Origin of the sequence: Achromobacter sp. ES-001, from assembly GCF_019448355.1 — a bacterium.
Classification (GTDB): domain Bacteria; phylum Pseudomonadota; class Gammaproteobacteria; order Burkholderiales; family Burkholderiaceae_B; genus Achromobacter; species Achromobacter spanius_B.
On sequence record NZ_CP079940.1, the window covers coordinates 6,281,259 to 6,307,252 of the forward strand.

23 protein-coding genes, 1 pseudogene and 1 riboswitch are annotated in these 25,994 nt (G+C 66.0%); of the genes and pseudogenes, 11 read left to right on the plus strand and 13 right to left on the minus strand.

The annotated features are described in order from the left end of the window. Window positions 1–57: 57 nt before the first annotated feature. From KYT87_RS28410 to KYT87_RS28435, 6 genes are all read left to right on the plus strand, one after another. Window positions 58–732: a 5-formyltetrahydrofolate cyclo-ligase gene (locus KYT87_RS28410; RefSeq protein ID WP_219991375.1), complete on the plus strand. Its 675-nt coding sequence runs from the start codon at window positions 58–60 to the stop codon at window positions 730–732. 221 nt (window positions 733–953) lie between these two features. After that, on the plus strand, window positions 954–2,384 hold the full coding sequence (locus KYT87_RS28415; protein WP_046803025.1) for a circularly permuted type 2 ATP-grasp protein: 1,431 nt from the start codon (window positions 954–956) through the stop codon (window positions 2,382–2,384). A 2-nt stretch (window positions 2,385–2,386) separates the two neighbouring features. After that, a complete protein-coding gene (locus KYT87_RS28420; RefSeq protein WP_046803024.1) occupies window positions 2,387–3,361 on the plus strand; it encodes an alpha-E domain-containing protein in 975 nt (324 codons plus the stop codon). Between the two features lie 15 nt (window positions 3,362–3,376). Next, entirely contained in the window at window positions 3,377–4,180 is an 804-nt protein-coding gene (locus KYT87_RS28425; protein WP_219991376.1) for a transglutaminase family protein, read from the plus strand. A gap of 54 nt (window positions 4,181–4,234) precedes the next feature. Continuing rightward, window positions 4,235–5,101: a proteasome-type protease gene (locus tag KYT87_RS28430; RefSeq protein WP_046803022.1), complete on the plus strand. Its 867-nt coding sequence runs from the start codon at window positions 4,235–4,237 to the stop codon at window positions 5,099–5,101. 191 nt (window positions 5,102–5,292) lie between these two features. Beyond that, on the plus strand, window positions 5,293–6,363 hold the full coding sequence (locus KYT87_RS28435; protein WP_255593676.1) for a tripartite tricarboxylate transporter substrate-binding protein: 1,071 nt from the start codon (window positions 5,293–5,295) through the stop codon (window positions 6,361–6,363). 117 nt (window positions 6,364–6,480) lie between these two features. On the opposite strand, the gene metF is transcribed toward KYT87_RS28435, so the two are convergent. The 9 genes from metF to KYT87_RS28480 form a co-directional block, all read right to left on the minus strand. Beyond that, window positions 6,481–7,323 carry a methylenetetrahydrofolate reductase [NAD(P)H] gene (gene metF, locus KYT87_RS28440; RefSeq protein WP_046803021.1) on the minus strand — a complete coding sequence of 281 codons (843 nt, stop codon included), beginning with the start codon at window positions 7,321–7,323 and terminating at the stop codon, window positions 6,481–6,483. Next, window positions 7,323–7,658, minus strand: a complete 336-nt coding sequence (locus tag KYT87_RS28445; RefSeq protein ID WP_006224804.1) for a phage holin family protein — start codon at window positions 7,656–7,658, stop codon at window positions 7,323–7,325. Before KYT87_RS28445 ends, metF begins: the two co-directional genes overlap by 1 nt. Before the next feature lie 124 nt (window positions 7,659–7,782). Further along, complete coding sequence (ahcY, locus tag KYT87_RS28450; protein ID WP_046803020.1) at window positions 7,783–9,201, minus strand: adenosylhomocysteinase; 1,419 nt, start codon at window positions 9,199–9,201, stop codon at window positions 7,783–7,785. A 100-nt stretch (window positions 9,202–9,301) separates the two neighbouring features. Continuing rightward, window positions 9,302–9,449: riboswitch (S-adenosyl-L-homocysteine riboswitch) on the minus strand. A gap of 61 nt (window positions 9,450–9,510) precedes the next feature. Then, window positions 9,511–10,560, minus strand: a complete 1,050-nt coding sequence (locus KYT87_RS28455) for a glycosyltransferase family 1 protein (RefSeq protein WP_219991377.1) — start codon at window positions 10,558–10,560, stop codon at window positions 9,511–9,513. A gap of 111 nt (window positions 10,561–10,671) precedes the next feature. Further along, on the minus strand, window positions 10,672–10,908 hold the full coding sequence (locus tag KYT87_RS28460) for a DUF1289 domain-containing protein (RefSeq protein WP_046803018.1): 237 nt from the start codon (window positions 10,906–10,908) through the stop codon (window positions 10,672–10,674). A 79-nt stretch (window positions 10,909–10,987) separates the two neighbouring features. Continuing rightward, window positions 10,988–11,875: an alpha/beta fold hydrolase gene (locus KYT87_RS28465; protein ID WP_219991378.1), complete on the minus strand. Its 888-nt coding sequence runs from the start codon at window positions 11,873–11,875 to the stop codon at window positions 10,988–10,990. Window positions 11,876–11,896: 21 nt separating this feature from the next. Next, the gene (gene leuD / locus KYT87_RS28470) at window positions 11,897–12,553 is read right to left on the minus strand and encodes a 3-isopropylmalate dehydratase small subunit (protein WP_219991379.1); all 657 of its coding nucleotides are present in this window, start codon (window positions 12,551–12,553) and stop codon (window positions 11,897–11,899) included. After that, on the minus strand, window positions 12,550–13,971 hold the full coding sequence (gene leuC / locus KYT87_RS28475; RefSeq protein WP_219991380.1) for a 3-isopropylmalate dehydratase large subunit: 1,422 nt from the start codon (window positions 13,969–13,971) through the stop codon (window positions 12,550–12,552). Before leuC ends, leuD begins: the two co-directional genes overlap by 4 nt. Before the next feature lie 165 nt (window positions 13,972–14,136). Next, window positions 14,137–15,120, minus strand: a complete 984-nt coding sequence (locus KYT87_RS28480; protein ID WP_219991381.1) for a tripartite tricarboxylate transporter substrate binding protein — start codon at window positions 15,118–15,120, stop codon at window positions 14,137–14,139. A 163-nt stretch (window positions 15,121–15,283) separates the two neighbouring features. Here KYT87_RS28480 and KYT87_RS28485 point away from each other — a divergent pair, with 163 nt between their 5' ends. Both KYT87_RS28485 and KYT87_RS28490 read left to right on the plus strand, forming a co-directional pair. Next, window positions 15,284–16,207 carry a LysR family transcriptional regulator gene (locus KYT87_RS28485; RefSeq protein WP_219991382.1) on the plus strand — a complete coding sequence of 308 codons (924 nt, stop codon included), beginning with the start codon at window positions 15,284–15,286 and terminating at the stop codon, window positions 16,205–16,207. A 96-nt stretch (window positions 16,208–16,303) separates the two neighbouring features. Further along, window positions 16,304–16,834: pseudogene (locus KYT87_RS28490) on the plus strand (HipA domain-containing protein); the annotation flags it as partial. Window positions 16,835–16,843: 9 nt separating this feature from the next. Here the strand turns inward: KYT87_RS28490 and KYT87_RS28495 are convergent. The 3 genes from KYT87_RS28495 to KYT87_RS28505 form a co-directional block, all read right to left on the minus strand. Next, window positions 16,844–17,485: a flavin reductase family protein gene (locus KYT87_RS28495; protein WP_046803011.1), complete on the minus strand. Its 642-nt coding sequence runs from the start codon at window positions 17,483–17,485 to the stop codon at window positions 16,844–16,846. A 1-nt stretch (window position 17,486) separates the two neighbouring features. Beyond that, on the minus strand, window positions 17,487–18,257 hold the full coding sequence (locus KYT87_RS28500) for a GntR family transcriptional regulator (RefSeq protein WP_219991383.1): 771 nt from the start codon (window positions 18,255–18,257) through the stop codon (window positions 17,487–17,489). Between the two features lie 161 nt (window positions 18,258–18,418). Then, window positions 18,419–19,381 carry a polysaccharide deacetylase family protein gene (locus KYT87_RS28505; RefSeq protein WP_219991384.1) on the minus strand — a complete coding sequence of 321 codons (963 nt, stop codon included), beginning with the start codon at window positions 19,379–19,381 and terminating at the stop codon, window positions 18,419–18,421. Window positions 19,382–19,610: 229 nt separating this feature from the next. On the opposite strand from KYT87_RS28505, the gene KYT87_RS28510 reads away from it, so the two are divergent. From KYT87_RS28510 to KYT87_RS28520, 3 genes are all read left to right on the plus strand, one after another. Further along, a complete protein-coding gene (locus tag KYT87_RS28510; protein WP_104142591.1) occupies window positions 19,611–20,801 on the plus strand; it encodes an ABC transporter substrate-binding protein in 1,191 nt (396 codons plus the stop codon). A 65-nt stretch (window positions 20,802–20,866) separates the two neighbouring features. Continuing rightward, window positions 20,867–21,745, plus strand: a complete 879-nt coding sequence (locus KYT87_RS28515; protein ID WP_046803008.1) for a branched-chain amino acid ABC transporter permease — start codon at window positions 20,867–20,869, stop codon at window positions 21,743–21,745. After that, window positions 21,745–24,237: a branched-chain amino acid ABC transporter ATP-binding protein/permease gene (locus tag KYT87_RS28520; RefSeq protein WP_219991385.1), complete on the plus strand. Its 2,493-nt coding sequence runs from the start codon at window positions 21,745–21,747 to the stop codon at window positions 24,235–24,237. Before KYT87_RS28515 ends, KYT87_RS28520 begins: the two co-directional genes overlap by 1 nt. 7 nt (window positions 24,238–24,244) lie before the next feature. On the opposite strand, the gene KYT87_RS28525 is transcribed toward KYT87_RS28520, so the two are convergent. Next, the gene (locus tag KYT87_RS28525) at window positions 24,245–25,882 is read right to left on the minus strand and encodes an ABC transporter ATP-binding protein (RefSeq protein WP_219991386.1); all 1,638 of its coding nucleotides are present in this window, start codon (window positions 25,880–25,882) and stop codon (window positions 24,245–24,247) included. Between the last annotated feature and the right edge of the window lie 112 nt (window positions 25,883–25,994).

A 25,994-nucleotide genomic window follows, 5' to 3' on the forward strand; every position in this document is an offset into this window, starting at 1 on the left:
CGCATGCCCGATTCCAGCACGTTCGCCTTCATTGTCCACCCCCATTACAGCCACTGCATGACTACGCAAAATACTCCAAAGGATACCGCAGTCCAGCACCGCACGCGATTGCGGAAACTGCGTGCCGAAATGCCTGAAGACCAGCGCAGCCGCGGCGGTTTGTTGATGCGCGCGCGCCTGTTCACCTGGCTGAATGTGGCCCGCGACGAAGCTGTGCGCGCCGGCCGCCCCGCCCCCGCCACGGTCGCCGCGTTCTGGCCCATGGACGACGAGCCCGACCTGCGCCCCCTGCTGACGCAGTGGGTCGAAAACGGCGTCGGCGTGGCGCTGCCCGTGGTGCGCGAGCGCAATGCGCCGCTGGCCTTCCTGTCCTGGACGCCCGACGCCGAGCTGCGCGCCGGCCCCTACGGCATCCAGGAACCCGTTGCCGGCCCGGACGTGCTGCCCGACGTGGTGCTGGTGCCCACCCTGGGTTACACCGAACACGGCGACCGCCTGGGCTACGGCGGCGGCTACTACGACCGCACCCTGGCCGCGCTGCGCGAGCGCGGACATCCTTTCATCACCATCGGCATCGCCTGGAGCTGCGGCGAGCTGGATGCCGACTACCAGGCCGCTCCCCACGACTTCCCGCTGGACGCCGTGCTGACGCAAGACGGCTGGGTGCCCGAGGCGCCGCTGTCCCAAGGCGGCCCCGGCGGCACCACCTTGCATACGTTCCGCATGAACTGACGCACCAGATGCGCCCGGTGGCGCGCACCAAAGCGGTGCCATCGGTCGCAGCGGGGATGGCGTTTTTGCGTCCTTCAGAGGATATTGTGCCCACGGGCCCTGTGTCCCCGAAAGCTGGCATGCAGGTTGCTTATTGTTTGTGACCGGCCAATCATCGGCCGGGTTGACCGCGTGCAAGCCGGCCACCACAAGCCGGCAGCAGGCACAGCATCGGAGGAGCCATGAAGGACAGACCATCCCGTCCCGCCGCTTATGACGAAATGCGCGACAGCGCAGGCGGCATACGCTCCCAATACCAGGCGTTCGAACGCTGGCACCAAGAGCAGTCGGCCGAGGCCATGGCCGTGCGCCGGCTGGAAGCCGACCTTAGCTTTCGCCGGGTCGGCATCACGTTTTCCGTCGCCGGCGACGCCGCCGGCACCGAACGCCTGATCCCGTTCGACCTGATCCCGCGCATCATTCCCGCCGACGAATGGCGCCACCTGGAAGCCGGCCTGAAGCAGCGCGTGCGCGCGCTGAACATGTTCATCCACGACATCTACCACGGCCACGACATCGTGCGCGCGGGCATCGTGCCGGCCGAACAGGTATTCCTGAACGCCCAGTACCGCCCAGAAATGCAGGACGTGGACGTGGCCGAGGACATCTACTGCCACATCGCCGGCGTGGATATCGTGCGGGCCGGCGCGGGTGAATTCTATGTGCTGGAAGACAACCTGCGCGTGCCCTCGGGCGTGTCGTACATGCTTGAAAACCGCAAGATGTCGATGCGGCTGATGCCCGATGCTTTCAGCCGCATCAAGGTCGAACCGGTGGCGCACTATCCCGACCTGCTGCTGGACAACCTGCGCGAAGTGGCCCCGCATGGCGGCGACGATCCCACCGTGGTGGTGTTGACGCCCGGGATGTACAACTCGGCCTACTTCGAACACGCGTTCCTGGCCCAGCAGATGGGCGTGGAACTGGTCGAAGGGCAAGACCTGTTCGTGGAACAGAACACCGTCTACATGCGCACCACGCAAGGCCCGCGCAAGGTGGACGTTATCTACCGCCGGCTGGACGACGATTTTCTGGACCCGCTGTCGTTTCGGGCCGATTCGGCGCTGGGCGTGCCCGGCCTGCTGTCCGTTTACCGCGCGGGCCGCGTCACGCTGGCCAACGCCATCGGCACCGGCATCGCCGACGACAAATCCACCTATCTCTACGTGCCGGACATGATCCGGTTCTATCTCAGCGAAGAGCCCATCCTGTCCAACGTGCCAACCTGGCGTTGCGGGCGGCCTGATGAACTGTCACACGTGCTGGCCAACATGCACGACTTGGTGGTCAAGGAAGTGCATGGCGCCGGGGGCTACGGCATGCTGGTGGGCCCGTCCGCCAGCCGCGCCGAAGTCGAGGCCTTCAAGGAACGCGTGCGCGCCAACCCGGCCAACTACATCGCGCAACCCACGCTGGCGCTGTCCACCGTGCCAACCTATGTGGAATCCGGCGTCGCGCCGCGCCACATCGACCTGCGCCCGTACGTGCTGTGCGGCAAGGACATCCGCACGGTGCCCGGCGGCCTGTGCCGCGTGGCGCTGACCGAAGGCTCGCTGGTGGTCAACAGCAGCCAGGGCGGCGGCACCAAAGACACCTGGGTTCTGGAGGACTGAACATGCTGAGCCGAACCGCCGACAACCTGTTCTGGATGTGCCGCTACATTGAACGCGCCGAAAACACGGCGCGCATGCTGGACGTGAACCTGCAAATGTCGCTGCTGCCGCAAGACCCGCAAACGCGCGAAGGCTCGTGGCTGGGCGTGCTGCGCATCTCCGAGCTGCAAGGGCTGTATCAAACCAAGTACGCGTCCATCTCGCCCAACGACGTGTTGCAGTACATGGTGCGTGATCCGGAGAACGCATCGTCGATCTATTCCTGCATGCGCGCGGCCCGGGAAAACGCCCGCGCCGTGCGTGGCAGCCTGACCACCGAGGTCTGGGAAACCTACAACACCACCTGGCTGGAATTGCTTAAGCATTTGCACACAGGCCTGCTGGAACGCAACCCCGGTGAGTTTTTTGAATGGGTGAAGTTCCGCTCGCATCTGGCGCGGGGCGTCACGATCGGCACGATGCTGGAAGACGAGGCGCTGTATTTCCTGCGCATCGGCATGCACCTGGAACGCGCGGACAATACCGCCCGGATGCTGGACGTGAAATTCCACGAGCGCGGCAGCCAGGCCACGACGGAAGCGCGCGGCGAAGGCTCGGGCACCGCGGCGCTGCAAAGCGAGTTCTATCGTTGGTCGGCACTGCTCAGTTCAGTGTCCGGGCTGGAGATCTACCGCAAGGTGTACCGCGACGTCATCACGCCGGACCGCGTGGCCGAGCTGCTGATCCTGCACCCCGACATGCCGCGCTCGCTGCTGTCGTCGATGCGTGCCGTGTCCGAAGACCTGGCGCGCGTCTCCAACCAACGCTCAACCGAGACCCAGCGCCGCGCGGGCATGCTGTGCGCCGAGCTGCAATTTGGCCGGGTCGAGGACATTCTGGATAGCGGCCTGCACCAATACCTGGACCATTTCCTGGACCGCATCAACGATTTGGGCAACCGGATCAGCCAGGACTTCCTGGTCCCGCTGTCGGCATAACACGGAGACAGCCCCATGAAACAGTTCATCACGCACATCACGCATTACCGCTACACGGCGCCGGTTACCTACAGCATCCAGACGCTGCGCATGACCCCGCGCGACGACGAACACCAGCGCGTGCTGCGGTGGCACATCGAAGCGCCCGGCGCGTTGGAAAAGCAGGTGGACGCGTACGGCAACATCACCCACACGCTGACCTTGAACCGCCCGCACACCGATATCGAACTGCGTGTGGTCGGGCAGGTGCAGGTGGCGCCGCTGACGCGGGGCCTTTTAGGTAGCGAAGACAGCCGCCTGCCCGTGCACGCCTATTGCGTGCAGACGCCGTTGACCCAGGCGGACGACACCATTCTGGCCTTCGTGCGCGGCGTGCTGCCCAATGGCCTGGGCACCCAGGACGACATCCTGGCGCTGGCCAACGCCATCAGCGACCGCGTGGCGTACGAACCCGGCACCACCGACGTGACCACGGCCGCCAACCAGGTGCTGGCGATGGGCCACGGCGTCTGCCAGGACCACGCCCACCTGTTCCTGGCCTGCGTGCGCGGGTTGGGCGTGCCCGCGCGCTACGTCAGCGGCTACGTGCACACCACCACCGAACACTCGGCCAGCCACGCCTGGGCCGACGTGTTTTTGCCCGACATCGGCTGGACCAGTATCGACGTCACCAACCGCCAATTCGCGTCCGACAGCCATTGCCGCCTGGCCGTGGCGCGGGATTACGATTCCGCCTCGCCCGTGCGCGGCGTGCGCAGCGGCGGGGGTGAAGAATCCATGGAGATCAGCGTGCAGGTGCAGACGTCCGGCCAGCAATAACCGCCGCGCCCACGCCGCAATACAATGCGGCGTGGTTTCTTTGAATGATCGATCATGACCTATTGCGTAGCCGCCCGCCTTGATGCCGGCCTGGTTTTCCTTTCTGACTCCCGCACGAACGCCGGCGTCGACCAGATCAGCGTCTTCCGAAAAATGACCGTGTTCGAGCGCCCGGGCGAGCGCGTCATGGTGCTGATGAGCTCGGGCAACCTGGCCGTCAGCCAGGCGGTGCTGCATGCGCTGGCGCGCCAGCACGACGAAGGCGGCGACACCATCTGGAACGCGCCCGACCTGTTCGAGGCCACCCGCTGCGTGGGCGCGGCGGTGCGCGAGGTCTACCGCCGCGAGGCGCCCGCGTTGCAGGAACAGGGCGTGGAGTTCAACGTCAGCCTGATTTTCGGGGGACAGATCGGCACGGAAGGCTGCCGGCTGTTCCAGGTCTACGCGGCCGGCAACTTCATCGAAGCCAGCCAGGAATGCCCGTACTTCCAGATCGGCGAAGCCAAGTACGGCAAGCCCATCCTGGACCGCGTGCTGCGCCCGGACACGTCGCTGGACGAGGCCGCCAAGTGCGCGCTGATCTCCATGGACTCGACCTTGCGGTCAAACATCTCAGTGGGCCTGCCGCTGGACCTGCTGGTCTACGACACCGACACGCTGCGCGTGACCCACTTTGCCAGCATCGACGAACGCAACGAATATTTCCGCATGATCCGGGGCACCTGGGGCGAGCGCCTGCGCCAGGTCTTTGCCGAAATCCCGGACCCGCTGTGGACCAACCCCAATGACCCCGGTTCGCTGGTGCCACCCAGCCGCGTGCACCAGCCGCTGCGTGTTGAACCCGTCAATGCGCCCCCGGCCAGCAGCTACCCCGCGCCGCAAGTGCTGGCCGAGGACCCGGGCAAGGATCAGGCCAGTTAAGCGGCAAGCGGCAAGCGGCAAGCGGCAAGCGGCAATCCCCGTTACATCACCCGCAATCCGCGCCAGCCGAGCGGCAATCCGCGTTAACCCGCCTTTCCGCCCGCTGAAACCTGGCTTGAAAAACGGCGAATTCTCATCCTTGTTCCGACGGGCCACACTGGGGTCCATCAAAAAACCACAAGGAGCGAGACATGCCCCATCATTTCGCGCGCGTGGCCGATCGCGTGGCCGATCGCGCCTCCGTTCGCGCCTCCCTTCGCGCGACCATTCGCGCCTCTATTCGCGCCTCTATTCGCGCCGCCTGGCCGGCACTGGCCCTGTCCTGCCTTGCCTGGGGCTCCGCCAGTGCGCAAGGCGCTTACCCGAACCACCCCATTTCGCTGGTCGTGCCGTTCGCCGCCGGCGGGCCGACGGATGTCGTGGCGCGCAGCCTGGGCGCGTCCATGGCCAAGACGCTTGGGCAAAGCGTCATCATCGAAAACCGCACCGGCGCGGGCGGCACGCTGGCCTCGCAGCATGTGGCGCGCGCGGCGCCGGACGGCTACACGTTCCTGATCCACCACAACGGCATGGCGACTGCCCCGGCCCTGTATCGCAAGCTGTCGTTCAACCCGCTGACCGACTTCGCTTACGTCGGCCAGGTGGCGGACGTGCCCATGACGCTGCTGGGCCGCAAGGACTTGCCGGCCGACGGCATGGCGGGCTTTATCAAATACGCGCGTGAAAACGGCAACAAGATCAACCTGGCCAACGCGGGCCTGGGCGCGGTGTCGCAGCTGTGCGGCATGCTGTTGCAGGAATCGCTGGGCGTGCAGTTCACCACCGTGCCCTATGCCGGCACGGCGCCCGCGATGACGGCGCTGCTGGGCGGCCAGGTAGACGTGCTGTGCGACCAGACCACACAGACCATCCCGCAGATCAAGGCCGACCGCGTCAAGCTGTTCGGTGTCACCACACTGGACCGCATCAAGACGCTGCCGGACGCGCCGACGCTACAGGAAGGCGGCTTGAAGGGCTTTGAGGTGAAGGTGTGGCACGGCGTCTATGCGCCCAAGGGCACGCCGCCAGAAGCCATCAACAAGTTCAACGCGGCGTTGCGCGCGGCGCTGAAGGACCCGGCGTTCTCGCAAAAGATGGCAGAGCTGGGCGCCGAGATCGTGCCGGAATCCAAGCAGACACCCGAAGGCTTGCAAACCTGGCTGCAAGCCGAGGTGGACAAGTGGGGCACCGTCATCCGCAAGGTAGGGGTGTACGCGGATTAAAAAAAAGGGGGGCATTTCTGCCCCCCCTTCTGCTTGCCGGATACCGCTTAGCGCTTAGCGCTTAGCGCTTAGCGCTTAGCGCTTAGCGCTTAGCGCTTAGCGTTTACCGTTTACCGCTTACAGCGCCAGTTCCTTCCACACCGCCAGCGGGGCTTCCGCGTGGTTCAAGGTGTAGAAGTGCAGTCCGGGCGCGCCGTTGTCCAGCAGGGTCTGGCACAACTCGGTCACCACATCCACGCCAAAAGCGCGGATGGATGCCTTGTCGTCGCCAAACTCGGCCAGGCGCAGGCGGATCCAGCGCGGCACTTCGGCGCCGCACATTTCCGAGAAACGCAGCAGCTGGGTGTGGTTCGTGATGGGCATGATGCCCGGCACGATCGGCACCTTCACGCCCTTGGCCTGGGCCCGGTCGACAAAGTCGAAATAGGCGTCGGCGTTGAAGAAGTACTGCGTGATGGCCGCATCCGCGCCCGCGTTTACCTTGGCCACGAAATGGTCCAGGTCAAGCGACGGGTTGGCGGCCTGCGGGTGCATTTCGGGATAGGCCGCGACTTCAATGTGGAACCAGTCGCCCGTTTCCTCGCGGATGAACGACACCAGTTCGTTGGCGTAGCGCAGTTCGCCCGCATCGCCGCCCATGCCCGAAGGCAGGTCGCCACGCAGCGCCACCACGCGCCGCACGCCTTCGTTCTTGTAGGTTTGCAGAATGTCGCGCAGATCCTGCCGCGTGGCGCCCACGCAAGACAGGTGGGGCGCGGCATCGCAGCCCAGGTTACGCAGCGTGCGCACGGCGTCGGCCGTGCCGGCGCGCGTGGAACCACCCGCGCCGAAGGTCACGCTGACGTACTTGGGCTGGATGGCCAGCATCTGCTTGGCCGCGCGAACCAGCCGTTCCTGACCAGCCAGGTCACGCGGCGGAAAGAACTCCAGGCTGAAAGCAGGGGAAGTCGAGTCAGACATTAGGGGATCAGTTTGGTAAGCAGGCCAGAGATGATGCTGTACAGAATGGCACCGCCCACGGCCCACCAGAACCCGTTGACCTGGAAGCCCTTCAGCACGGAGCCGACGAACCAGAACAACAAGGCGTTGATGACGATAAGGAAGAGCCCAAGGGTGACGATCGTGATGGGCAGCGTCAGCAGCACCAGCACCGGCTTGACCAGCATGTTCACCAGACCCAGCACCAGCGCGGCGATCAGCGCAGACCCGAAACTGGCCACGGCAATGCCGGGCAAGAGGTAAGCAACAGCCAGCAGGGCCACCGCGTTCAGAATCCAGACGAGTATCAATGTCACCATGTTCGAACTCCTGTATTGACGCTCCGCGGCCCTGGCTTCGACAGACAAAAACAGGGAAATCCGCGGTTCGGAAAACCCGCGCCAACATGGCGCGGGTCTTTCCTATTGTGCTTTCAACCCATCAATAACGGTAGTGCTCGGGCTTGAAGGGGCCTTCGACCGGCACGTTGATGTAGTCGGCCTGATCCTTGCGCAGCGTCGTCAGCTTCACACCCAGCTTCTTCAGGTGCAGGCGGGCAACCTTTTCGTCCAGGTGCTTGGGCAGCACATAGACTTCGCCCGACTTGTAGGCTTCGTTGCGCGTGAACAGTTCGATCTGGGCGATGGTCTGGTTGGCGAACGAAGACGACATCACGAACGACGGGTGGCCGGTGGCGCAACCCAGGTTCACCAGGCGGCCCTGGGCCAGCAGGATGATGCGCTTGCCGTCCGGGAAGATCACGTGATCGACTTGCGGCTTGATCTCTTCCCACTGGCAATCGGCCAGGCCGGCAACGTCGATTTCGTTATCGAAGTGGCCGATGTTGCAGACGATCGCCTGGTCCTTCATGGCGTTCATGTGCTCACGCGTGATGACGTGGTAGTTGCCGGTGGCGGTGACAAAGATGTCGCCATGCGCGGCGGCCTCGTCCATCGTCACGACCTTGAAGCCTTCCATCGCGGCTTGCAGGGCGCAGATCGGGTCGATTTCGGTGACCCAGACCTGCGCGCGCAGCGCGACCAGCGCCTGGGCGCAGCCCTTGCCCACGTCGCCGTAGCCGGCCACGACGGCGATCTTGCCGGCAACCATCACGTCGGTGGCGCGCTTGATGCCGTCAACCAGCGATTCGCGGCAGCCGTACAGGTTGTCGAACTTGGACTTGGTGACCGAGTCGTTGACGTTGATGGCGGCAAAGGCCAGCTCGCCCTTTTGCGACATCTGGTACAGGCGATGCACGCCCGTGGTCGTTTCCTCAGTCACGCCCTTGATCTGCGCCAGGCGGGTGGAATACCACTTCGGATCACGCTTGAGCGTTTCCTTGATGGCGGCAAACAGGATGCGTTCTTCGTCGCTGCCCGGGTTGGCCAGCACCGACAGGTCTTTCTCGGCCTTGGTGCCCAGGTGCAGCATCAACGTGGCGTCGCCGCCATCGTCCAGGATCATGTTGGCGTGCTGGCCATTGGGCCATTCGAAGATCTTGTGGGTGTACTGCCAGTACTCTTCCAGCGTTTCGCCCTTGACGGCGAAGACCGGCGTGCCCGACGCGGCGATGGCGGCGGCGGCGTGGTCTTGCGTGGAGAAGATGTTGCACGAGGCCCAGCGCACTTCGGCGCCCAGGGCCACCAGCGTTTCGATCAACACGCCGGTCTGGATGGTCATGTGCAGGCTGCCCGCGATGCGCGCGCCCTTGAGCGGCTGCGCGGCGGCGAACTCTTCGCGGATGGCCATCAGGCCGGGCATTTCGGTTTCGGCGATGGCCAGTTCACGACGGCCCCAGCCTGCCAGCGACAGGTCGGCAACCAGGTAATCGGAGAAGGATTTATCAGTTACAGCGTTCATGGTGTGTAGGCTCCACGTGAATTTCGAACGGCGCACGATATGGCCGGACAACGCGAATACACCACGACAGTCGAGTGCTCGCCTTTCCCGCCATATGCGACAAAGGTGAGCGCCGTTGCTGTAGCGACGCGCAAGGCGCGGCGCTTGAACAAGGATTCCTGAGCCTGGCGAGCCGGGTTCCGCGTAGATGTGCACGATGTGCCGTGCAAGGCGGTAACCACGGGGTCGTCGCAACGCTCCTCAGGATTGCCGGGGATTGTACCGGTTTGGCCGGGGGTGCGGAAACCCGTCCCTGAAAAAAAACGCGCGTCATCCCGCCTGCGCGGGCGTGGGCCGGGAGGTCGATGCCGGCGGCAGCGGCTTCAATGGCACCAGGGCATCCAGCAACGAGGTCGCCACGGCATCCCAGCTGCGGGTCAACGCGTGCGCGCGCACGGCGTGGCGGTCCAGCGGCAAGGCGGCGCGGCAAGCATGCGCCAGGTCGTCGTCCAGGCAGCCGGTCACGCCGGGCGTCACCACCGCCAGCGGCGCCTCGCTGCGAAAGGCCGCCACGGGCGTGCCGCAAGCCATCGCTTCCAGCATCACCAGGCCAAACGTGTCGGTCAAACTGGGAAAGACGAACACGTCGGCGGCGCCATACAACGAAGGCAGCGCATCGTCCTGTTGCATCCCCAGGAATACCGCATCAGGAAAGCGTTTTTTCAGCCGAGCCTCATCCGGGCCGGCGCCCACCACGACCTTGCTGCCCGGCAGGTCCAGCGCGAGGAACGCGTCCAGGTTCTTTTCCCGCGCGACGCGGCCCACGCTCAGGAAAACCGGGCGGGGCAGATGGGCGAAAGCCTGGCTGGCGCTGGGTTGGAATTTGCGCGGGTCCACGCCGCGCGACCAGACGCGCAAGTTGCTCAAGCCGCGCCGCACCAGCACATCGCGCACCGTGGGCGTGGGCACCAGCACGCATCGCGACGGCCGGTGAAACCAGCGCAGATACCGCCACGGCAAGGCGGCGGGTATGCCCATGCGCGCTTGCAGGTAGTCGGGGAACATGGTGTGGAACGACGTGGTGAACGCCCAGCCGCGCGACAGGGCCATGCGTCGCGCCGCCAGCCCCAGCGGGCCTTCGGTGGCGATGTGCAGGGCGTCGGGGATGGTGTCGCCCAGGATGCGGCGCAGTTGCCGCCCGGGTTGCAGGCAGAGCCGCAGATCCGGCTCGGATGGCGCCGGCACGGTGCGGCTGCCTTCCGGGCTGACCACGATCAGTTCGTGACCCCATTCCTGCAGGATCTGCCGCATGGTCGTCCAGGTGCGGACGACGCCGTTGACTTGCGGATGCCAGGCATCCGTGACCAGGACGATGCGCATGATAGGGCCGGAAGTGGGCGATACCGCGATTTAGCCCGCTTCATGTGACATGACCAAGACGGCGGCGATGATCGGCCGCTGGGCGCGGTCACCCGCGCCGCAATACGCGTTTCAGTTATTGCGCCGGGGATACCCCTGCGCCTTGATGCGCACCCAGACGTCGCGCTTTTCCTCTTCCGTCATGAACACCCAGTTGGCCACTTCCATGGCCGTGCGGCCGCAACCCCGGCAGATGTCATCGAACAGCGTCGAGCACACGGCCACGCAGGGGGAGTCGGTTGCCTTGAAGACGCGTTGCGCGTCGTCGGGGTCGGGTAGTTCGGAAAGGTTGGCGAAGTGGCGATTCATGGGGCGAAGGTTACCACCAGGGTTGTGTCCCTTTTTGGATAGCCCTATCGCCCGCCAAGGCTTGGTTGACGCCTGCCGCCTACCGCCATCCGAAGAAGGCGCCGGCCTCTTGCAGCAGCGCGTCGGGGCACTCTTCCGCCAGGTAATGCGCCCCCGGCAAGGGGCCGCCCGACACGTCATCGGCGATGGCGCGCCATAGCGCCAGCACGTCAAAATTCTTGCCCACCGCGCCGCGTTCGCCCCACAGCGCCCGCACGGGCATGCGCAGCCTTTCGCCGTTGGCGCGGCCGGCGCGGTCATGGTCCAGGTCCACCGTGGCGGATGCGCGATAGTCTTCGCAAAGACCGGTGGCCCAGCCCGGCAGGCGCGCCGCGCGTTCGTATTCCGCCATTGCCTCGGCGGAAAAATGCGCCAGCCCACCGGGTCGGCCGCCCATCACCGACCGCAGATAGAACACCGGGTCATGCTCGATCATCGTCTCCGGCCCGGGCGCGGGCTGAATCAGCCAGAACCAATGGAAGTACGCCTGAGCGAACGCGCGCGTCGTGCCCTCGTACATGTCCAGCGTCGGCGCGATATCCAGCAGCATCATGCGCGACACGGCCTCGGCATGGTCCAGGCCCATCCGGTGCGCCACGCGCGCGCCGCGGTCGTGCGCCAGCACGTCGAAGCGCGCATGGCCCACCGCTTGCATCAGCCCAACCATGTCGGCCGCCATCTCGCGCTTTGAATGCGCAATGTGGCCGGGCGAGGCCGCAGGCTTGGTGCTGTCGCCATAACCCCGCAAATCGGCCGCCACGCAGGTGCGATGCCGCGTCAAGGCCGGCCACACGCGGTGCCAGATGGCGCTCGTTTGCGGGTGGCCGTGCAGCAGCAGCAACGGCGGGCCCGCCCCGTCGATGCGCGCGGCGATCTCAACGCCATTGGTCTGGATACGGCGCACCGGCAAGTCGAAGAATGCGGTCATGGATACTGCCTCCTTGTGGATTTATCGTGCTGCCCGGTCCAGGCGGTCGCGCACGGTGCGCGCCACATCCTTCATCCACGGATGCCGCGCCCAATGGGCCGCCTCAAACCGTTCAACATCGGGCAATTGCAGCAGCGACGCGCCCACCATGTCCTGGCCTTGCGCGTACATGCGGCGATGGCGTTCGGGCAGCGCAAAGCCTGCCGTCCAGCCATCCGCCGCGCGCACCTGCCCCGCCATGACGTCGATGGTCACGCGGTTGCCGCCCGATTCCTGCGTATTGGACACCCGCGCGAGCAAGGCGTCGACTTCCAGGGCGGGCAGGCTGACCAGCAGCAAGCCGTTGTTGACCGCGTTGAAGTAGAAGATCTCGCCAAAGCTGGGCGCGATCACGGCGCGGATGCCAAATTGCTGCAAGCCCCACACCGCGTGTTCGCGGCTGGAGCCACAGCCAAAGTTGGGTCCGGCCACCAGCACCGACGTGCCCGCGTAGGCGTCCTGGTTCAGCACAAAGTCCGCGCGCGGTGCGCCATGCTCGTCAAAGCGCAGGTCGTACAGCAGGCCACGGTCCAGCCCCGCCTTGTCGATGATGCGCAAAAACTGCTTGGGCATGATCTGGTCGGTGTCCAGATTGGAAAACGGCAGCGGCGCGGCCACGCCTTCGATCAACGGGTTCATTTGGCAAGGCTCCATTCACGGACATCGACAATGCGGCCGGCCAGCGCGGCGGCGGCGGCCATGGCGGGGCTCATCAGGTGCGTGCGCCCTGCCCGCCCCTGGCGGCCTTCGAAATTACGGTTGGTGGTGGACGCGCAGCGCTCGCCGGGCCGCAGCACATCGTCGTTCATGGCCAGGCACATCGAACAGCCGGGTTGCCGCCATTCGAAGCCCGCTTCGATCAGCACCGCCGCGAGTCCTTCGGCCTCGGCTTGCGCGCGCACCGCGCCCGAGCCCGGCACGACCATGGCGCGCACGCCATCGGCCACTTTTCTGCCGCGCGCCAGGTCGGCCACGACACGCAGGTCTTCGATGCGCCCGTTGGTGCAGGACCCGATGAAGACGCGGTCCACCGGCACGCCCGCAATCGGCGCCCCCGCTGCCAGGCCGATGTAGTCCATCGCCTTTTCCAGCGCCAGCCTTGCCAGCTGATCGGGTTCGGCTTGCGGGTCAGGCACGTGGCCCGTGATCGGCAGCGCCTGGTCGGGGCTGGTGCCCCACGTGACAAACGGCGCGATGTCGGCGGCGTTGAACGTGTGTTCCACATCAAAGGCCGCATCCGAGTCGCTGCGCAAGGTGGCCCAGTACGCACGCGCCTGCGTCAGCAGGTCGCCATGCAGTTGCGGCGCGTGCGCCGTCACGTAGGCGTCGGTGGTGGCGTCCGGCGCGATCAGCGCGGCGCGCGCGCCGGCCTCCACCGTCATGTTGCACAAGGTCATGCGGGCCTCGGCGGACAGCGCCTCGATAGCCTGGCCGCTAAATTCCACCGCGTGCCCGCGCGCGCCTTGCGCCCCGATCCGATGCACCAGATAAATGACCAGGTCCTTGGCGGACACGCCCACGCCCAGCGTGCCGTCCACGCGGATGCGCAGGTTGCGCGCCACGCGGTACACCAGCGTCTGCGTGGCCAGGATGTGTTCAACCTCGGACGTGCCGATACCAAAGCCCAGCGCCCCCAGCGCGCCGTAGGTGGTCGTGTGGCTGTCCCCGCACAACACCACCATGCCGGGCAGGATCATGCCGTGCTCGGGCGCGATCACGTGTTCGATGCCCTGCAACGGGTCGGTCGTATCGAACAGCGCAATGTGCTGCGCATCGCAATTGCGCTTCAAGTTCACGGCCTGGCGCGACGAGGCTTCATCGGCAATCACGCGCAACGCCGACGGCACGGGATGCGTGGGGATGATGTGGTCCACCACCGCCATCTGCTGCCCTGGCCGCAACACGGCCCTGCCGCGCGCGGCCAGTCCGCTGAAGGCTTGCGGGCTGGTGTATTCGTTCATGATGTGCAGATCGACGTACAGCAGGATGTGCTCGTCGTCGATGCGGGCCACCTCATGGCTGGCCACCAGTTTGTCGTACAGCGTCATGCCGGGCATGTCTTGCTTCCTTATGTCTTGCTTGATTGCTTGATTGCTTGATTGCTTGATTGCTTGATTGCCTGAAGCGGGGCGCCCGCCTTGCCAACGGGCGGGTCTTGCTGCGTCTTGCTGTGTCTTCTGTGTTTTCTGGGCCGGCTCAGTCGGCCGGCTCAGTCAGCCGACTCAATTCGCCTGGATGCCGGCGTCCTTTACCACCCCTGCCCAGCGCGTCATCTCGGCGGCCACCATGTCGTCCGTCTTGGCGGGCGTGGAGACCAGCGGGTCAAAGCCTTCGCGCTGCATGCGCGCCTTGAGCTCCGGCGATTGCAGCGCCTGGGCCAGCTTTGCGTTCAAGGTGTCGATCACCGGCTGCGGCGTACCGGCCGGCGCGCTGATGACGAACCAAGTGTTGAACTCATACCCGGGCAAGCCGGATTCCGCGATGGTCGGCACATCGGGCAACAGCGGCGAACGCGTGGTGCCCGTCACGCCAAGCGCACGCAACTTCTTGCCGTCCACCTGCGGCTTGGCGGCCGACAGCACCGGAAAGCTCATCTGCACTTGCCCGCTGATGGTGTCGACCATGGCCGGCCCGCCGCCCTTGTACGGCACGTGCAGAATCTGCGTCTTGGACACCGACTTGAACAGCTCCGCCGCCATGTGGAAGGTGCTGCCCGTGCCCGCCGAGCCAAAGCTCAGATCGTTGGCGGGCCGCGCGCGCACATAGGTCAGCAGTTCACCGACGTTCTTCACGGGCAGGGCGTTGGTCACCGTCAGCACATGTTGCGACGTACCCACCGTGCCCACCGAATGCAGATCCTTCTTCGTATCGAACGGCATGTCCTTGAACAGCGCCGGGTTGATGGCCAGCGACATCGTGTTGATGGCCAGCGTGTAGCCGTTGGGCTGCGCGCGCGCCACGGCGGCCATGCCGATGTTGCCCGACGCGCCCGCGCGGTTTTCAACGATCACGCTTTGCCCCAGCGCGCGCGCCCACGCGTCCGAGATCAGCCGCGCGGCGATATCGACGCTGCCGCCGGGCGCAAAAGGCACAACCAGCGTCACGGCGCGGTCGGGAAATGCGTCGGCGGCGGCAGCCGGCAGGCTCCAACAGGCGCCAGCAACTAGCGCCGCGCACCAGGCGCGGGTGGTCGGTTTGATCTTCATGCGTTGTCTCCTCGATTGGCCGCGTTGATGGGAGGTCCCGTGCGGCTCTGCTTGGGTGAGGCCAGTGTATAAGCGGGGTCGATTCTTATAATTCGCGGTAAAACGAATTCTTTATTAAATTGAATTTATAAATAGCCCCACGCGCCTGCCCGCGCTGCCTGCCATGGACGCCCTTTCCGATCTCGCTTTCTTTTCGTTGGTGGTCAAACACGGCAACCTGTCCGCCACCGCGCGCGAACTGGGCCTGACCCCGCCCGCCGTCAGCGCGCGGCTGGCCAGGCTGGAACAGCGGCTGGGCGTACGCCTGCTGAACCGCACCACACGCCGCGTCAGCGTCACGCAAGAAGGCGAGCTATATCTGGCCGAGGGCGGCCGCATCCTGGCCGACCTCGAAGCGCTGGAACGCTCGGTATCCAGCGCCCGCGCCCAACCCCAAGGCCTGCTGCGGCTGAACGCCACCTTTGGCTTCGGCCGCGCCCACATCGTGCCCGCCGTATCCGACTTCGCGCGGCAGTACCCCGACGTGGAAGTGTTGATGCGGCTGACGGACCGGCCGCTGAACCTGATCGAAGAAGGGTTCGACGTTGCCGTGCGCTTCGGCGACCTGCCCGACGCCCGCCTGACGGCCCGCAAGATCGCCTCCAACCGCCGGCTGCTGTGCGCCTCGCCGCGCTACCTGGACACCTACGGCGAACCCCGCACGCCGGGCGACCTGCAACGCCACCGCTGCATCGTCGTCCGCGAAAACGACGTCGCCTACGGCACCTGGCGCCTGCAAGCCGGCCAACGCACCGAAACCGTAAAGGTGCGCGGCCCGGTCAGCTCCAACGACGGCCAAAGCGCGCTGGAATGGGCACTGGACGGCCACGGCATCGTCATGCGCTCCGAATGGGAAACCGCCGCCTACCTGCGCGACGGCCGGCTACGCGAAGTGCTGGCCGACTGGCGCACTCCCCCCGCCGACATTCACGCGCTATACCCGGAACGCCTGAACCTGCCGGCCAAGACGGTGGCGTTCGTGGACTTTCTGGCCCAACGATTTGCGCGCTATCTGAAGGCGCCGGGCGGGGCGGGAGGAGCGTGGTGATGCAGGCCGCCGACACGGTCGATTTGTAGCCCCGGAGCCACAAAACGCCCTGTCGTGGGCAGATTTTGTAGCCGGCGGGCCACATGAAGCCTGCACTATGCGTGGCATCTGCTCGCGAACTATGTGGTCCGTAACGCGGATTGCCATGCCAAGAACATCGCGCTGTATTACACGTCACGCGACGATGTGGCTTACACGCCGATCTATGACGTCGTCACCACTCAGGCCTATCCCCAGTTCAGCAACAGCGCCCCTGCGCTATCTGTGGACGGGCGCAAGACGTGGGCGCCGGGAAACACGCTGGCCAAGTTCATGCTGGCCCGGCTGGGCATCGCTTCCAGGCAGTACCACGCCATGGTCGAACAACTATGTGAATCGGCCGTGGAGGTGGGCAATGAAGTCATCGAAGCGGCAAAGAACGAGCCGCAATGGCGTTGGATCGCCAAGCAAATGGTGCACGCCTGGAACGACGGCATGTGCGCATTGCGCAGTCCAAAGCTCGGTCAACAATATCGTGGCCTTGAAGACGCGATCGCCAATGCCGGCTATGAGGCCGCGGACACGCCGTTAAATACCGCGCGGGTCTTCGGACGGTCCGACGGGCTGGCCGCGCCACGGCGAGCGTAGCCGCCCCCCTCAAATTTCATCAATCGCCGTACTTGCCGTTGTTCCCGCCGGGGCTTCCCCCGCGCCGATGGCGTAGCGGTCGCGGGTGGTGACGTAGAAGCTGGCGCCGAAGCGGCCTACCGGGAAGTAGTCTTGCAAGCGCACGCGCCAGGTGTCCGTGTCGATCAGGCCGTCGCGGGCGTGCAGCCAGCGGACCTGGCCGATGAAGATCTGGCGGCTGGCGGTTTCCATGGTTTCGTACAGCGTGCATTCGAAGGCGACGGGCGCCTGCACGATGCGCGGCGGCTTGACGTGGTGGCTGGGCGCGGCGTCCAGGCCCGCGTGGGCAAGCTCGCTGACGTCGGCAGGCAGGCGGTCGCCGCAGCGGTGCATTTTTTCGGCCATGGCTTCGTCGGTCAGGTGCACCACGAATTCCTTGTCGCGGGCGATGTTGCGCGCCGTGTCCTTCAGGCCGCCGTCTTCCAGCCGGTTGATGCTGACCATGACGATGGGCGGATCTTCGCCCAGCATGTTGAACATGCTGAACGGCGCGGCGTTGACCACGCCGGTTTCCGACAAGGTGGTGATCAGCGCAATCGGCCGGGGCACGATCAGGCTGGCCATCAGCTTGTAGCGCTGGTATTCGGTGATAGCGTCGAAGTCGATTTCCATATCAGGCCAGTCCCAGCATCTGGGCAAGGGTTTGCGCGGGCTGCGGGCGCTCAAGGCTGATGCGCCGCTCCAGGTCCGCCAGGTGGTTGTCGTTGATCTTCACGGCCTCGGCCACGTCGCCGCGTTCCATCAGGTCCACGATCAGCACGTGTTCGCCGTGTTCGCACGCGGCATTGCCGGGCGGTTCGTACAGGGCCACGATGAGCGAGCAGCGCGACACCAGTTCCGCCAGGTAGCCGTGCAGGATGGCGTTGCCGGAAAGCTCGCCCAGGCGCACGTGAAAAGCGCTGGCCTGGCGTGCCCAGGCGGGCTGGCCGGCGCGGTGCAAGAGCGCGTGCTCATCGCGCAGCTGCTTGCGCAGCGATGCGTAGTCGGCCTTGGTGGCGCGCGCGACGGCAAGCGGCAACAGCGCGGCCTCCAGCGCGCGGCGCGCCTGAAAGATCTGGCGCGTGTCTTCGGGCGTGGGCTCGGCCACCACGGCGCCCCGGTTGTGGTGCAGGTCCACCACATGCTCGTGCGCCAGCCGCTGCAAGGCCTTGCGCGCCACCGAGCGCGACACGCCGAACAATTCGCAGATGGCCGCTTCGGGCAGCTTCGTGCCGGGCGTCAGCCGCTGGCTCATCACGCTTTCATAGACGGCTTCGCAGATGCGGCGCTCCATGTCGCTGTCGGGCGCTCCTTCGGGAACGACGGCACCTGGGTCGGGCATGGCGCCGATGTTGTCACGGGCGGCGGGCTTGGCGCGGGGTTTGGCGGATGGTCGGGTTGGCATGCTGGACTCGGGCAATGGACTCGGGCAATGAAAGGGCAAGACGGGCAAGACAGGCGGACGGACAAGCGTACGGACAAGCGGGGCGAGGGATGGCGCAATCGGTGGCCGCGCTGGATGGCTGCTTTAGATAGCCCCTCATGATGGCTGCTCTGGATGGCTGCTCAAAGCGCCGCGATCACCCCCGGTGGCAGGCCGTCCACATGGCGGCAGATTTCACCGGGCGTGGTGAACCAGATCTCGCCGCGATCGCGCGCGGCGGCCAGCGGTTCCAGTGCCCGCCGCAGATGACGCAAGCGGTACGGCTGCCCGACGATATAGGGATGCAGCGCAATGCCCATCACGAGCGGCTGGCGGGCGGACTGTGCGCGCATCTCTTCGAACTGGTCAAGAATCATATCGGCAAAGTCGCGCGCGTCCATCTTGCGGCCCATGATCATCGGGATGTCGTTGAGCTCTTGCGGATAAGGAATGGCCCACAGGTCGCCCGCGCGGGTGCGCATGCGCATGGGCTGATCGTCATGGCACCAGTTCAACGTATAGCGATAGCCGGCCTCGGCCAGCAGGTCGGGCGTGGCGTGGCTTTCGGATATCCACGGCGACAACCAGCCCGCCGGCGCCTGCCCGACATGCTGCTCGATGCGATCGCGGCAATGCGCCAGCAGCGCGCTTTCCTCTTCTTCCGGCAAGCCGCCCTGGCGATGCGCGTTGCTGTAGCCGTGGCCGATCAGTTCGTCGCCACGCGCGCGAAACGCCTCGACCAGTTCGGGGCAATGGTCATACAGCGCGGTGTTGATCAGCACGCCGGCCGGCAAGCGCAGTTGGTCGAACAGATCCAGGCAGCGCCACGCGCCGACGCGGTTGCCGTATTCACGCCAGGCGTAGTTCAGCACGTCAGGATGCGGCGATGCGGGCCCCAATTCGGCTCCCAGCCCCTCGCCAAAGGCAAAGTGTTCGATGTTGAAGCCCAGGTACACGGCCAGCCGCGCGCCGTTCGGCCAGGTGTAGTCGGGCCGGTCCGCGATGCCCTGATAGGCGAAACGGCCATGGCAGGCCAACGCGGCGGGCGTCCACGCATTGGCGTCGTCACGCCCCGGATTAGTGCTTGCGAGCAAGGTTGGATTCATTTTGGTGCAAATCCTGATGCATGATTGTTAACAAAATTCCAGAAGCTTTGGAAACAAAACTCGGCTCTGACGCAGACAAACCACGTTCAAAGACGCTGCTTGCCCCTCGTGGCGCAGTGATCAACACCCCCGGCGACCAGGTCGGCACAGATGGCATGGATCTTGCATGGCTACGCAAGCAGCACTTATCCCCATGCAAGATCCGTTCCACTTTTTCAGGAGTGCCCCGATGGTCCCGACCCGCCGTTCCTTCCTGCTTCGCGCCACCGCCGCCGCCCTCTTCACGGCCGGCCTCGCCCTGCAACCGGCGCTTGCCGCCGACCCCATCAAGATCGGCCTGATCACCGCGCTGTCGGGTGAATCGGCGCGCGCCGGCGAAGCGCTCACGCGTGGCATGACCATCGCCATCGACGAGATCAACGCCAAGGGCGGCTTGCTGGGCGGACGCCAGATCGTGCTGGTGCGGCGCGATGACGAAGGCAATCCCGCCAAGGGCATGGCCGCCGCGCGCGAGCTGATCTTCAAGGAAAAGGTGGCCGTGCTGTTTGGCGGCCTGGACACGCCGGTGTCGATGGCCATCGTGCCCATCGTGAATCAGGAAAAGGTGCCGTTCATGGGCCCGTGGGCCGCCGGCACCGCCATCACGCAGAACAAGGGCAACCCGAACTTTGTGTTCCGCGTGTCGGCCATGGACGAAATCGTCGACAGCGCCATGCTTCAGTACGCGCAAAAGACGTTTCAGACGGCCAAGCCCGGCCTGATCCTGGTGAACAACCCGTGGGGCGAATCGAATGAAAAAGGCCTGAACGCGGCCATGGCCGCCGCCAAGGTCACGCCGGCCGGCACTGAAAAATTCCAGCCGAATGATCTGGACGTCGTGCCGCAACTGAGCCGTCTGAAGGCCGCGGGCGCCGACACGCTGTTCCTGGTGGGCAACGTGGGCCCGTCGGCGCAAGTGGTGAAGTCGCTGGACCGCATGGGCTGGAAGGTGCCGATCGTGTCCCACTGGGGCCCGGCCGGTGGCCGCTTCACGGAGTTGGCCGGCCCCAACGCCAAGAACGTGCACTTCGTGCAGACCTACAGCTTCTTTGGCAAGCAAGGGCCGGTGGGCGACAAGGTGATGCAGGCGCTCAAGACCAAGTATTCCGACATCAAGGGCCCGCAGGACATCACCCCCGCCGTGGGCGTGGCCAACGCGTACGACGGCATGCAGCTGGCGGCGCTGGCAATTACGCAGGCCGGCTCCACCGATGGCGATGCCGTCCGCCAGGGCTTCTACAAGATCGGCAAGTACGACGGCCTGATCAAGACCTACGAACAACCCTTCACGCCGACCTCGCACGACGCGCTGCGCGAGGACGACTACGTGTGGACGCAGTTCATCGACAACCGCATCCTGCCCGTCAAGGGCACGCAATAAGGCGGCGCGGCACGGCATCGCCGGCCGCCACGCAAACCAGCACTTGAATCACGCGGGAGACGCGCATGTTGTTGATGTCCGCCATAGTCAGCGGCCTGGGTCTGGGAAGCATGTATGGGCTGATGGCCCTGGGCTTCTACCTGACCTACGCCGTGTCGGGGACGGTGAATTTTGCCCAGGGCAGTTCCATGATGTTGGGCGCCGTGCTGACCTATACCTTTGCGCAGACGCTGGGCTGGCCGCTTGCGCCCGCGCTGTTGGTGGCGCTGGCCTTGTGCGGCGTGTATGGCCTGGTGGTCGAACGCCTGGCGGTGCGGCCGTTCGCCAGCCGGGGTTCCAACGCGTGGCTGATGTCGACGGTGGCGCTGGGCATCGTGCTGGACAACGTGGTGATGTTCACCTTCGGCAAAGAGCCGCGCAGCCTGCCGTCTCCGCTGGCCCAGGCCCCGCTTGAAATCGGTGGCCTGGGGCTGGGCATCTATCCGCTGCAATTGCTGATCCCGCTGGTCGGGCTGGCGCTGGCGGCCGCGCTGCATACGCTGTCGCGTCGCACGCGCTGGGGCGTGGCATTGCTGGCCGTGGTGCAGAACCCGAACGCCGCGCGCCTGATGGGCATCCCGGTGCGCCACGCCATCATGGCCGCGTTTGCCGTGTCCACGCTGTTCGCGGGCGTGGCCGGCGCACTGGTCGCGCCGCTGTTCAACGTGCAGGCGGACATGGGCACGCTGTTCGGGCTGAAGGCGTATGTGGTCGCCATCCTGGGCGGCATCACCAGCGCCTGGGGCGTGATGATCGCGGGCCTGTTGTTCGGCGTGGTCGAAGCGCTGATCACCGTGGCGCTGGGCTCCGGATACACCCAGATCATCAGCTTCACGCTGGTGATCGTCATGCTGGCCGTGCGTCCCAACGGACTCTTCGGCCGCGCCGATGTCAGGAAGGTCTGATGAATAAGCAACTTGCATCGCGCTGGCTACCGCTGGCGCTGTACGCCGTGCTGGCCGTGGTGGCGCTGGCGCTGGCGGCCACGGTCAACGGCTACTACGTCTTCGTGCTGGGCAACGTGGCGCTGCTGGCGCTGGCCGGCATCGGCCTGAACGTATTGCTGGGCCTGACCGGCCAGATGTCATTCGGACACGCGGGCTTTTACGCCATCGGCGCCTACACCGTGGCCATCCTGACCGGCCAGGCGGGCTGGAGCTTCTGGTTGGCCTGGCCGGCCGCAGCGGTGGTGGCGGGCGCCTTTGGCCTGCTGCTGGCGCTGCCGGCGTTGCGCGTCAAAGGGCCGTACCTGGCGATGATCACCATCGCCTTCGGCTTCATCGTGGAACACGCGCTGATCGAAGGCGGCGACATCACGGGTGGGCAGAACGGATTGATGGGCATCGTGCAGCCCTCGCTTGCCGGTATCGGTGGCGACCGGGGCGTGGCGATGTTGGCCATCGTTGCCGTCTTCGTGGCGTTGGCGGCTTATGCGCTGCTATCGCGCGGGACTTGGGGCGCGGCGATGCGGGCCGTCAAGGACAGCGAGACGGCCAGCGAATCCATCGGCATCAACCCCTTGATGGTCAAGACCGTGGCGTTCATGGTGTCGGCCGCCGTGGTCGGCCTGGCGGGCGGGCTGGTTGCGCCGCAAGCCGGCATGATTACCCCGCACAACTTCAACTTCATGCAGTCGATCCTGTTCGTGCTGGCGGTAACGCTGGGCGGCGCGGGCTCGTTGGCCGGCCCCTTGTTGGGCGCGGTGGTGGTGGGCCTGCTGCCCGAACTGCTGTCCAGCCTGGAGGAATACCGGCTGCTGTTCTTCGGCGCGTTCCTGTTGGTGGTGTTGTGGGCCGCGCCGGATGGCGTCGCGGGCTTGCTGTCACGCTGGCGGCGGCGCGCGGCGAACCACGCGCTGGCGCCGCGCCAAGGTGGCGGCATGGCGGCCGCCGCGCGCGACCGGCGCGTGTTGCGCGCCGACGCGCTGACCATGACTTTTGGCGGCGTGCGCGCGGTGCAGTCCGTGTCGTTCGACGTACCTCCCGCCGCCGTCACCGCGTTGATCGGGCCCAACGGCGCGGGCAAGTCCACCGTCATCAACATGCTTAGCGGCTACTACCAACCGACCAGCGGCGCGGTGTCGCTGGGCGATGCGCCGCTGGCCGCGCTGCCCGCCTATCGCGTGGCGCGCAGCGGCATTGCGCGCACCTACCAGACGTCACAGCTGTTCGACACGTTGACGGTGGAAGACAACGTGGCGCTGGGCATGGTGCGTGGCCGACTGGGCGGCTTGCTGGCCTCGCGCCGCTACCTGGCAGCGGACGTGCGCGAACGCGCCCGCGCGCTGCTGGCCTTCTGCGGCTACGAAGGCGCGCTTGACGTGCCCGCCGCCGACCTGCCGCACGTGGATCGGCGGCTGGTCGAAATTGCGCGCGCGCTGGCCACCGACGCCGACATCCTGTTGATGGACGAGCCCGCTGCCGGCCTTTCGCGCGAAGACAAGACGCGCCTGGCGGGTCTGCTGCGACGCATCGCCGATGCGGGCGCCGGCGTGCTGCTGGTGGAACACGACATGGCGCTGGTGATGGGCGTGTCCGATCACATCGTGGCGATCGACGCCGGCCGTGAACTGGCCAAGGGCAACCCCGCGCAGATCCAGCAGTCGCCAGCCGTGCGTCAGGCGTATCTGGGCGATGAAAACGCCCGGCGTACGCCCGCCGCCCGGCAGCGCCCGGCCGGCGCCGCCATCGGGCCCGAAGTGCTGGGGGTGGGAAATCTGGTCACCGGCTACGGCGCCAACCCCGTGCTGCACGGCATCGACCTGCAAGTGCGGCAAGGCGAGATGGTGGCCTTGCTGGGCGCGAACGGCGCCGGCAAATCCACGCTGATGCGCACGCTGGCCGGGCTGCATCGGCCCGCCGAGGGCGGCATGCACCTGCAAGGCACCGAACTGAACGGCCTGGCCGCCGACCGCATCGTTGCGCGCGGGCTGGTGTTGGTGCCCGAGGGGCGGCAGGTGTTTCCCGGCCTGAGCGTGCTGGACAACATCCGGCTGGGCGCCTTCCTGCATCCGCAAGACCGCGAGGCGCGCGTCGAAGAAATGCTGACGCGCTTTCCGCGCCTGCGCGAACGCCTGCATCAACGCGCCGGCCTGTTGTCAGGCGGCGAACAACAGATGCTGGCGATTGCGCGCGGCTTGATGTCCAAGCCCGTGATCCTGCTGCTGGACGAACCATCGCTGGGCCTGGCGCCCAAGATCATCGACGAACTGTTCGAAGCGCTGGACCGCCTGCGCGCGGAATCCATGACGATTCTGCTGGTGGACCAGATGGCGGCGCTGGCGCTGTCATTGGCCGACCGGGCCTATGTGCTGGAATCGGGACGCGTGGCGGCGCATGGCACGGCAGCGGAAATTGCACAGGACGGCGCGCTGGCACGCGCGTATCTGGGCGCATAGCGGCGCATCAGGCCGCTTGTCGCACCGCCACGCTGCCCGGGTCCCAGCGGCGGCCAGGCACGGCGGCAAGCAGCGCTTGCGTGTACGGATGCGCGGGGTGTCTGAAGACGTCCGCGCAGCCCCCCTCCTCCACGATCTTTCCGTCTTTCATGACGGCCACGTGATCACAGACCTGCGCCGCCACCCGAAGATCGTGCGTAATGAACACGATGGACAAGCCCAGTTGCTGGCGCAGCCGCGCCAGCAACGCCAGCACTTGCGCCTGCACCGACACGTCCAGCGCCGAGACGGGTTCGTCCGCGATCAGCACGCGCGGCCGCATCGCCAGGGCGCGCGCCAAGCCCACGCGCTGCCGCTGTCCGCCCGAAAATTCGTGCGGATAGCGCTTAACCGCATCCGCCGACAGGCCGACCAGCTCAAACAGCTCTTGCGCCAGCGCCCACGCCTCGCGCCGGGGCATGCCGTGCACCATCGGGCCTTGCGCCACGATTTCACCCACGCGCTGGCGCGGGTTCAACGACCCATACGGATCCTGGAACACCATCTGCACGCGCCTGGCATGCGTGCGGCGCGCGGTGGCTCCCTTGAACGCCAGCGGCTCGCCCGCCAGCACGATGCTGCCCGCATTGGGCGCCTGCAAGCCCAGCAGCGTGCGCGCCAGCGTGGACTTGCCCGATCCGCTTTCGCCGACGATGCCCAACGTCTGGCCCTCTCGCAGCGTCAGGCCGACGTTGTCCAGCGCATGCGTCACGCGGTCCGGACGCCAGAACGCGCCGCGCTTGCGATACGTCTTGGACAGCGCCCGGGTCTGCAAGATGACCGGCGCATCGGCGTCCAGCGTCGCGCGCACGGCGGCCGGTTCCAACGGCGGCACCGCTGCAATCAGCGCGCGCGTGTACGGGTGCTGCGGGCGCTCCAGGACCTGCTCAGCGGAACCGCATTCGACCAACACCCCCTGCTGCATCACCGCCACCCGATCCGCAATCTCGGCGACCACGCCGAAGTCATGCGTGATGAACAATACCGCCGTGCCTTTGCGCCGTTGCAGGTCGTGTATCAAGTGCAGTATCTGCGACTGCGTGGTGACGTCCAGCGCGGTCGTCGGTTCATCCGCGATAAGCAGCGCCGGCTCCAGGGCAAGAGCCATGGCGATCATCGCGCGCTGGCGCTGGCCACCAGACAGTTCATGCGGATAGGCATGTACGGCCTGCTTGGGATTCGGCAGGCGGACCGACTCGAGCAGGTCCAGCGTGCGCCGCGCGATTTCAGCGTTCGGCAGACGGGTGTGGGTGCGAAAGACCTCGCCTATCTGATCGCCGATGGTGCGCAGCGGATTCAAAGCCGTCATGGGCTCTTGGAAGATCATGCCAATACGCCGGCCGCGCAAACGGCGCAAGGCCTCGGACGACATTTGCAGCAGGTCCTGGCCTTCCCAATGAATCTGTCCGCCGCTGGCCCGCACGCCCTGCGGCAACAGGCCCAGGACGGCGCCCGCCGTTAACGATTTTCCGGACCCGCTTTCGCCCACCACGCACACGATCTCGCCCGCCTTCACGCTAAGCGTCAGGTCTTTCAATGCGTGCGGTCGGTCGGCGCCCGGCGGAAGGTCCACCGTCAAATTCTGGATGTGAAGCAATTGGGTCATGTTGGTTCAAGCCTTGCGCCGCCTAGGTAGACCCGCACAGGCATGCCGGGCTTGCAAGGCGACGTGATGGTTCTGCCGGGGGGAAGCCGCCGATAGTAGGCCCGCGCCACAC

Coding starts and splice junctions, on each gene's coding strand:
- KYT87_RS28485 (WP_219991382.1), top strand. CDS start 15,284: ATGGACGCCCTTTCCGATCTCGCTTTCTTTTCGTTGGTGGTCAAACAC.
- KYT87_RS28500 (WP_219991383.1), bottom strand. CDS start 18,257: ATGCCAACCCGACCATCCGCCAAACCCCGCGCCAAGCCCGCCGCCCGT.
- KYT87_RS28505 (WP_219991384.1), bottom strand. CDS start 19,381: ATGAATCCAACCTTGCTCGCAAGCACTAATCCGGGGCGTGACGACGCC.
- KYT87_RS28415 (WP_046803025.1), top strand. CDS start 954: ATGAAGGACAGACCATCCCGTCCCGCCGCTTATGACGAAATGCGCGAC.
- leuD (WP_219991379.1), bottom strand. CDS start 12,553: ATGAACCCGTTGATCGAAGGCGTGGCCGCGCCGCTGCCGTTTTCCAAT.
- KYT87_RS28510 (WP_104142591.1), top strand. CDS start 19,611: ATGGTCCCGACCCGCCGTTCCTTCCTGCTTCGCGCCACCGCCGCCGCC.
- KYT87_RS28515 (WP_046803008.1), top strand. CDS start 20,867: ATGTTGTTGATGTCCGCCATAGTCAGCGGCCTGGGTCTGGGAAGCATG.
- KYT87_RS28525 (WP_219991386.1), bottom strand. CDS start 25,882: ATGACCCAATTGCTTCACATCCAGAATTTGACGGTGGACCTTCCGCCG.
- KYT87_RS28520 (WP_219991385.1), top strand. CDS start 21,745: ATGAATAAGCAACTTGCATCGCGCTGGCTACCGCTGGCGCTGTACGCC.
- KYT87_RS28410 (WP_219991375.1), top strand. CDS start 58: ATGACTACGCAAAATACTCCAAAGGATACCGCAGTCCAGCACCGCACG.
- KYT87_RS28465 (WP_219991378.1), bottom strand. CDS start 11,875: ATGACCGCATTCTTCGACTTGCCGGTGCGCCGTATCCAGACCAATGGC.
- KYT87_RS28455 (WP_219991377.1), bottom strand. CDS start 10,560: ATGCGCATCGTCCTGGTCACGGATGCCTGGCATCCGCAAGTCAACGGC.
- leuC (WP_219991380.1), bottom strand. CDS start 13,971: ATGCCCGGCATGACGCTGTACGACAAACTGGTGGCCAGCCATGAGGTG.
- KYT87_RS28495 (WP_046803011.1), bottom strand. CDS start 17,485: ATGGAAATCGACTTCGACGCTATCACCGAATACCAGCGCTACAAGCTG.
- KYT87_RS28480 (WP_219991381.1), bottom strand. CDS start 15,120: ATGAAGATCAAACCGACCACCCGCGCCTGGTGCGCGGCGCTAGTTGCT.
- KYT87_RS28430 (WP_046803022.1), top strand. CDS start 4,235: ATGACCTATTGCGTAGCCGCCCGCCTTGATGCCGGCCTGGTTTTCCTT.
- KYT87_RS28425 (WP_219991376.1), top strand. CDS start 3,377: ATGAAACAGTTCATCACGCACATCACGCATTACCGCTACACGGCGCCG.
- KYT87_RS28435 (WP_255593676.1), top strand. CDS start 5,293: ATGCCCCATCATTTCGCGCGCGTGGCCGATCGCGTGGCCGATCGCGCC.
- KYT87_RS28460 (WP_046803018.1), bottom strand. CDS start 10,908: ATGAATCGCCACTTCGCCAACCTTTCCGAACTACCCGACCCCGACGAC.
- ahcY (WP_046803020.1), bottom strand. CDS start 9,201: ATGAACGCTGTAACTGATAAATCCTTCTCCGATTACCTGGTTGCCGAC.
- metF (WP_046803021.1), bottom strand. CDS start 7,323: ATGTCTGACTCGACTTCCCCTGCTTTCAGCCTGGAGTTCTTTCCGCCG.
- KYT87_RS28420 (WP_046803024.1), top strand. CDS start 2,387: ATGCTGAGCCGAACCGCCGACAACCTGTTCTGGATGTGCCGCTACATT.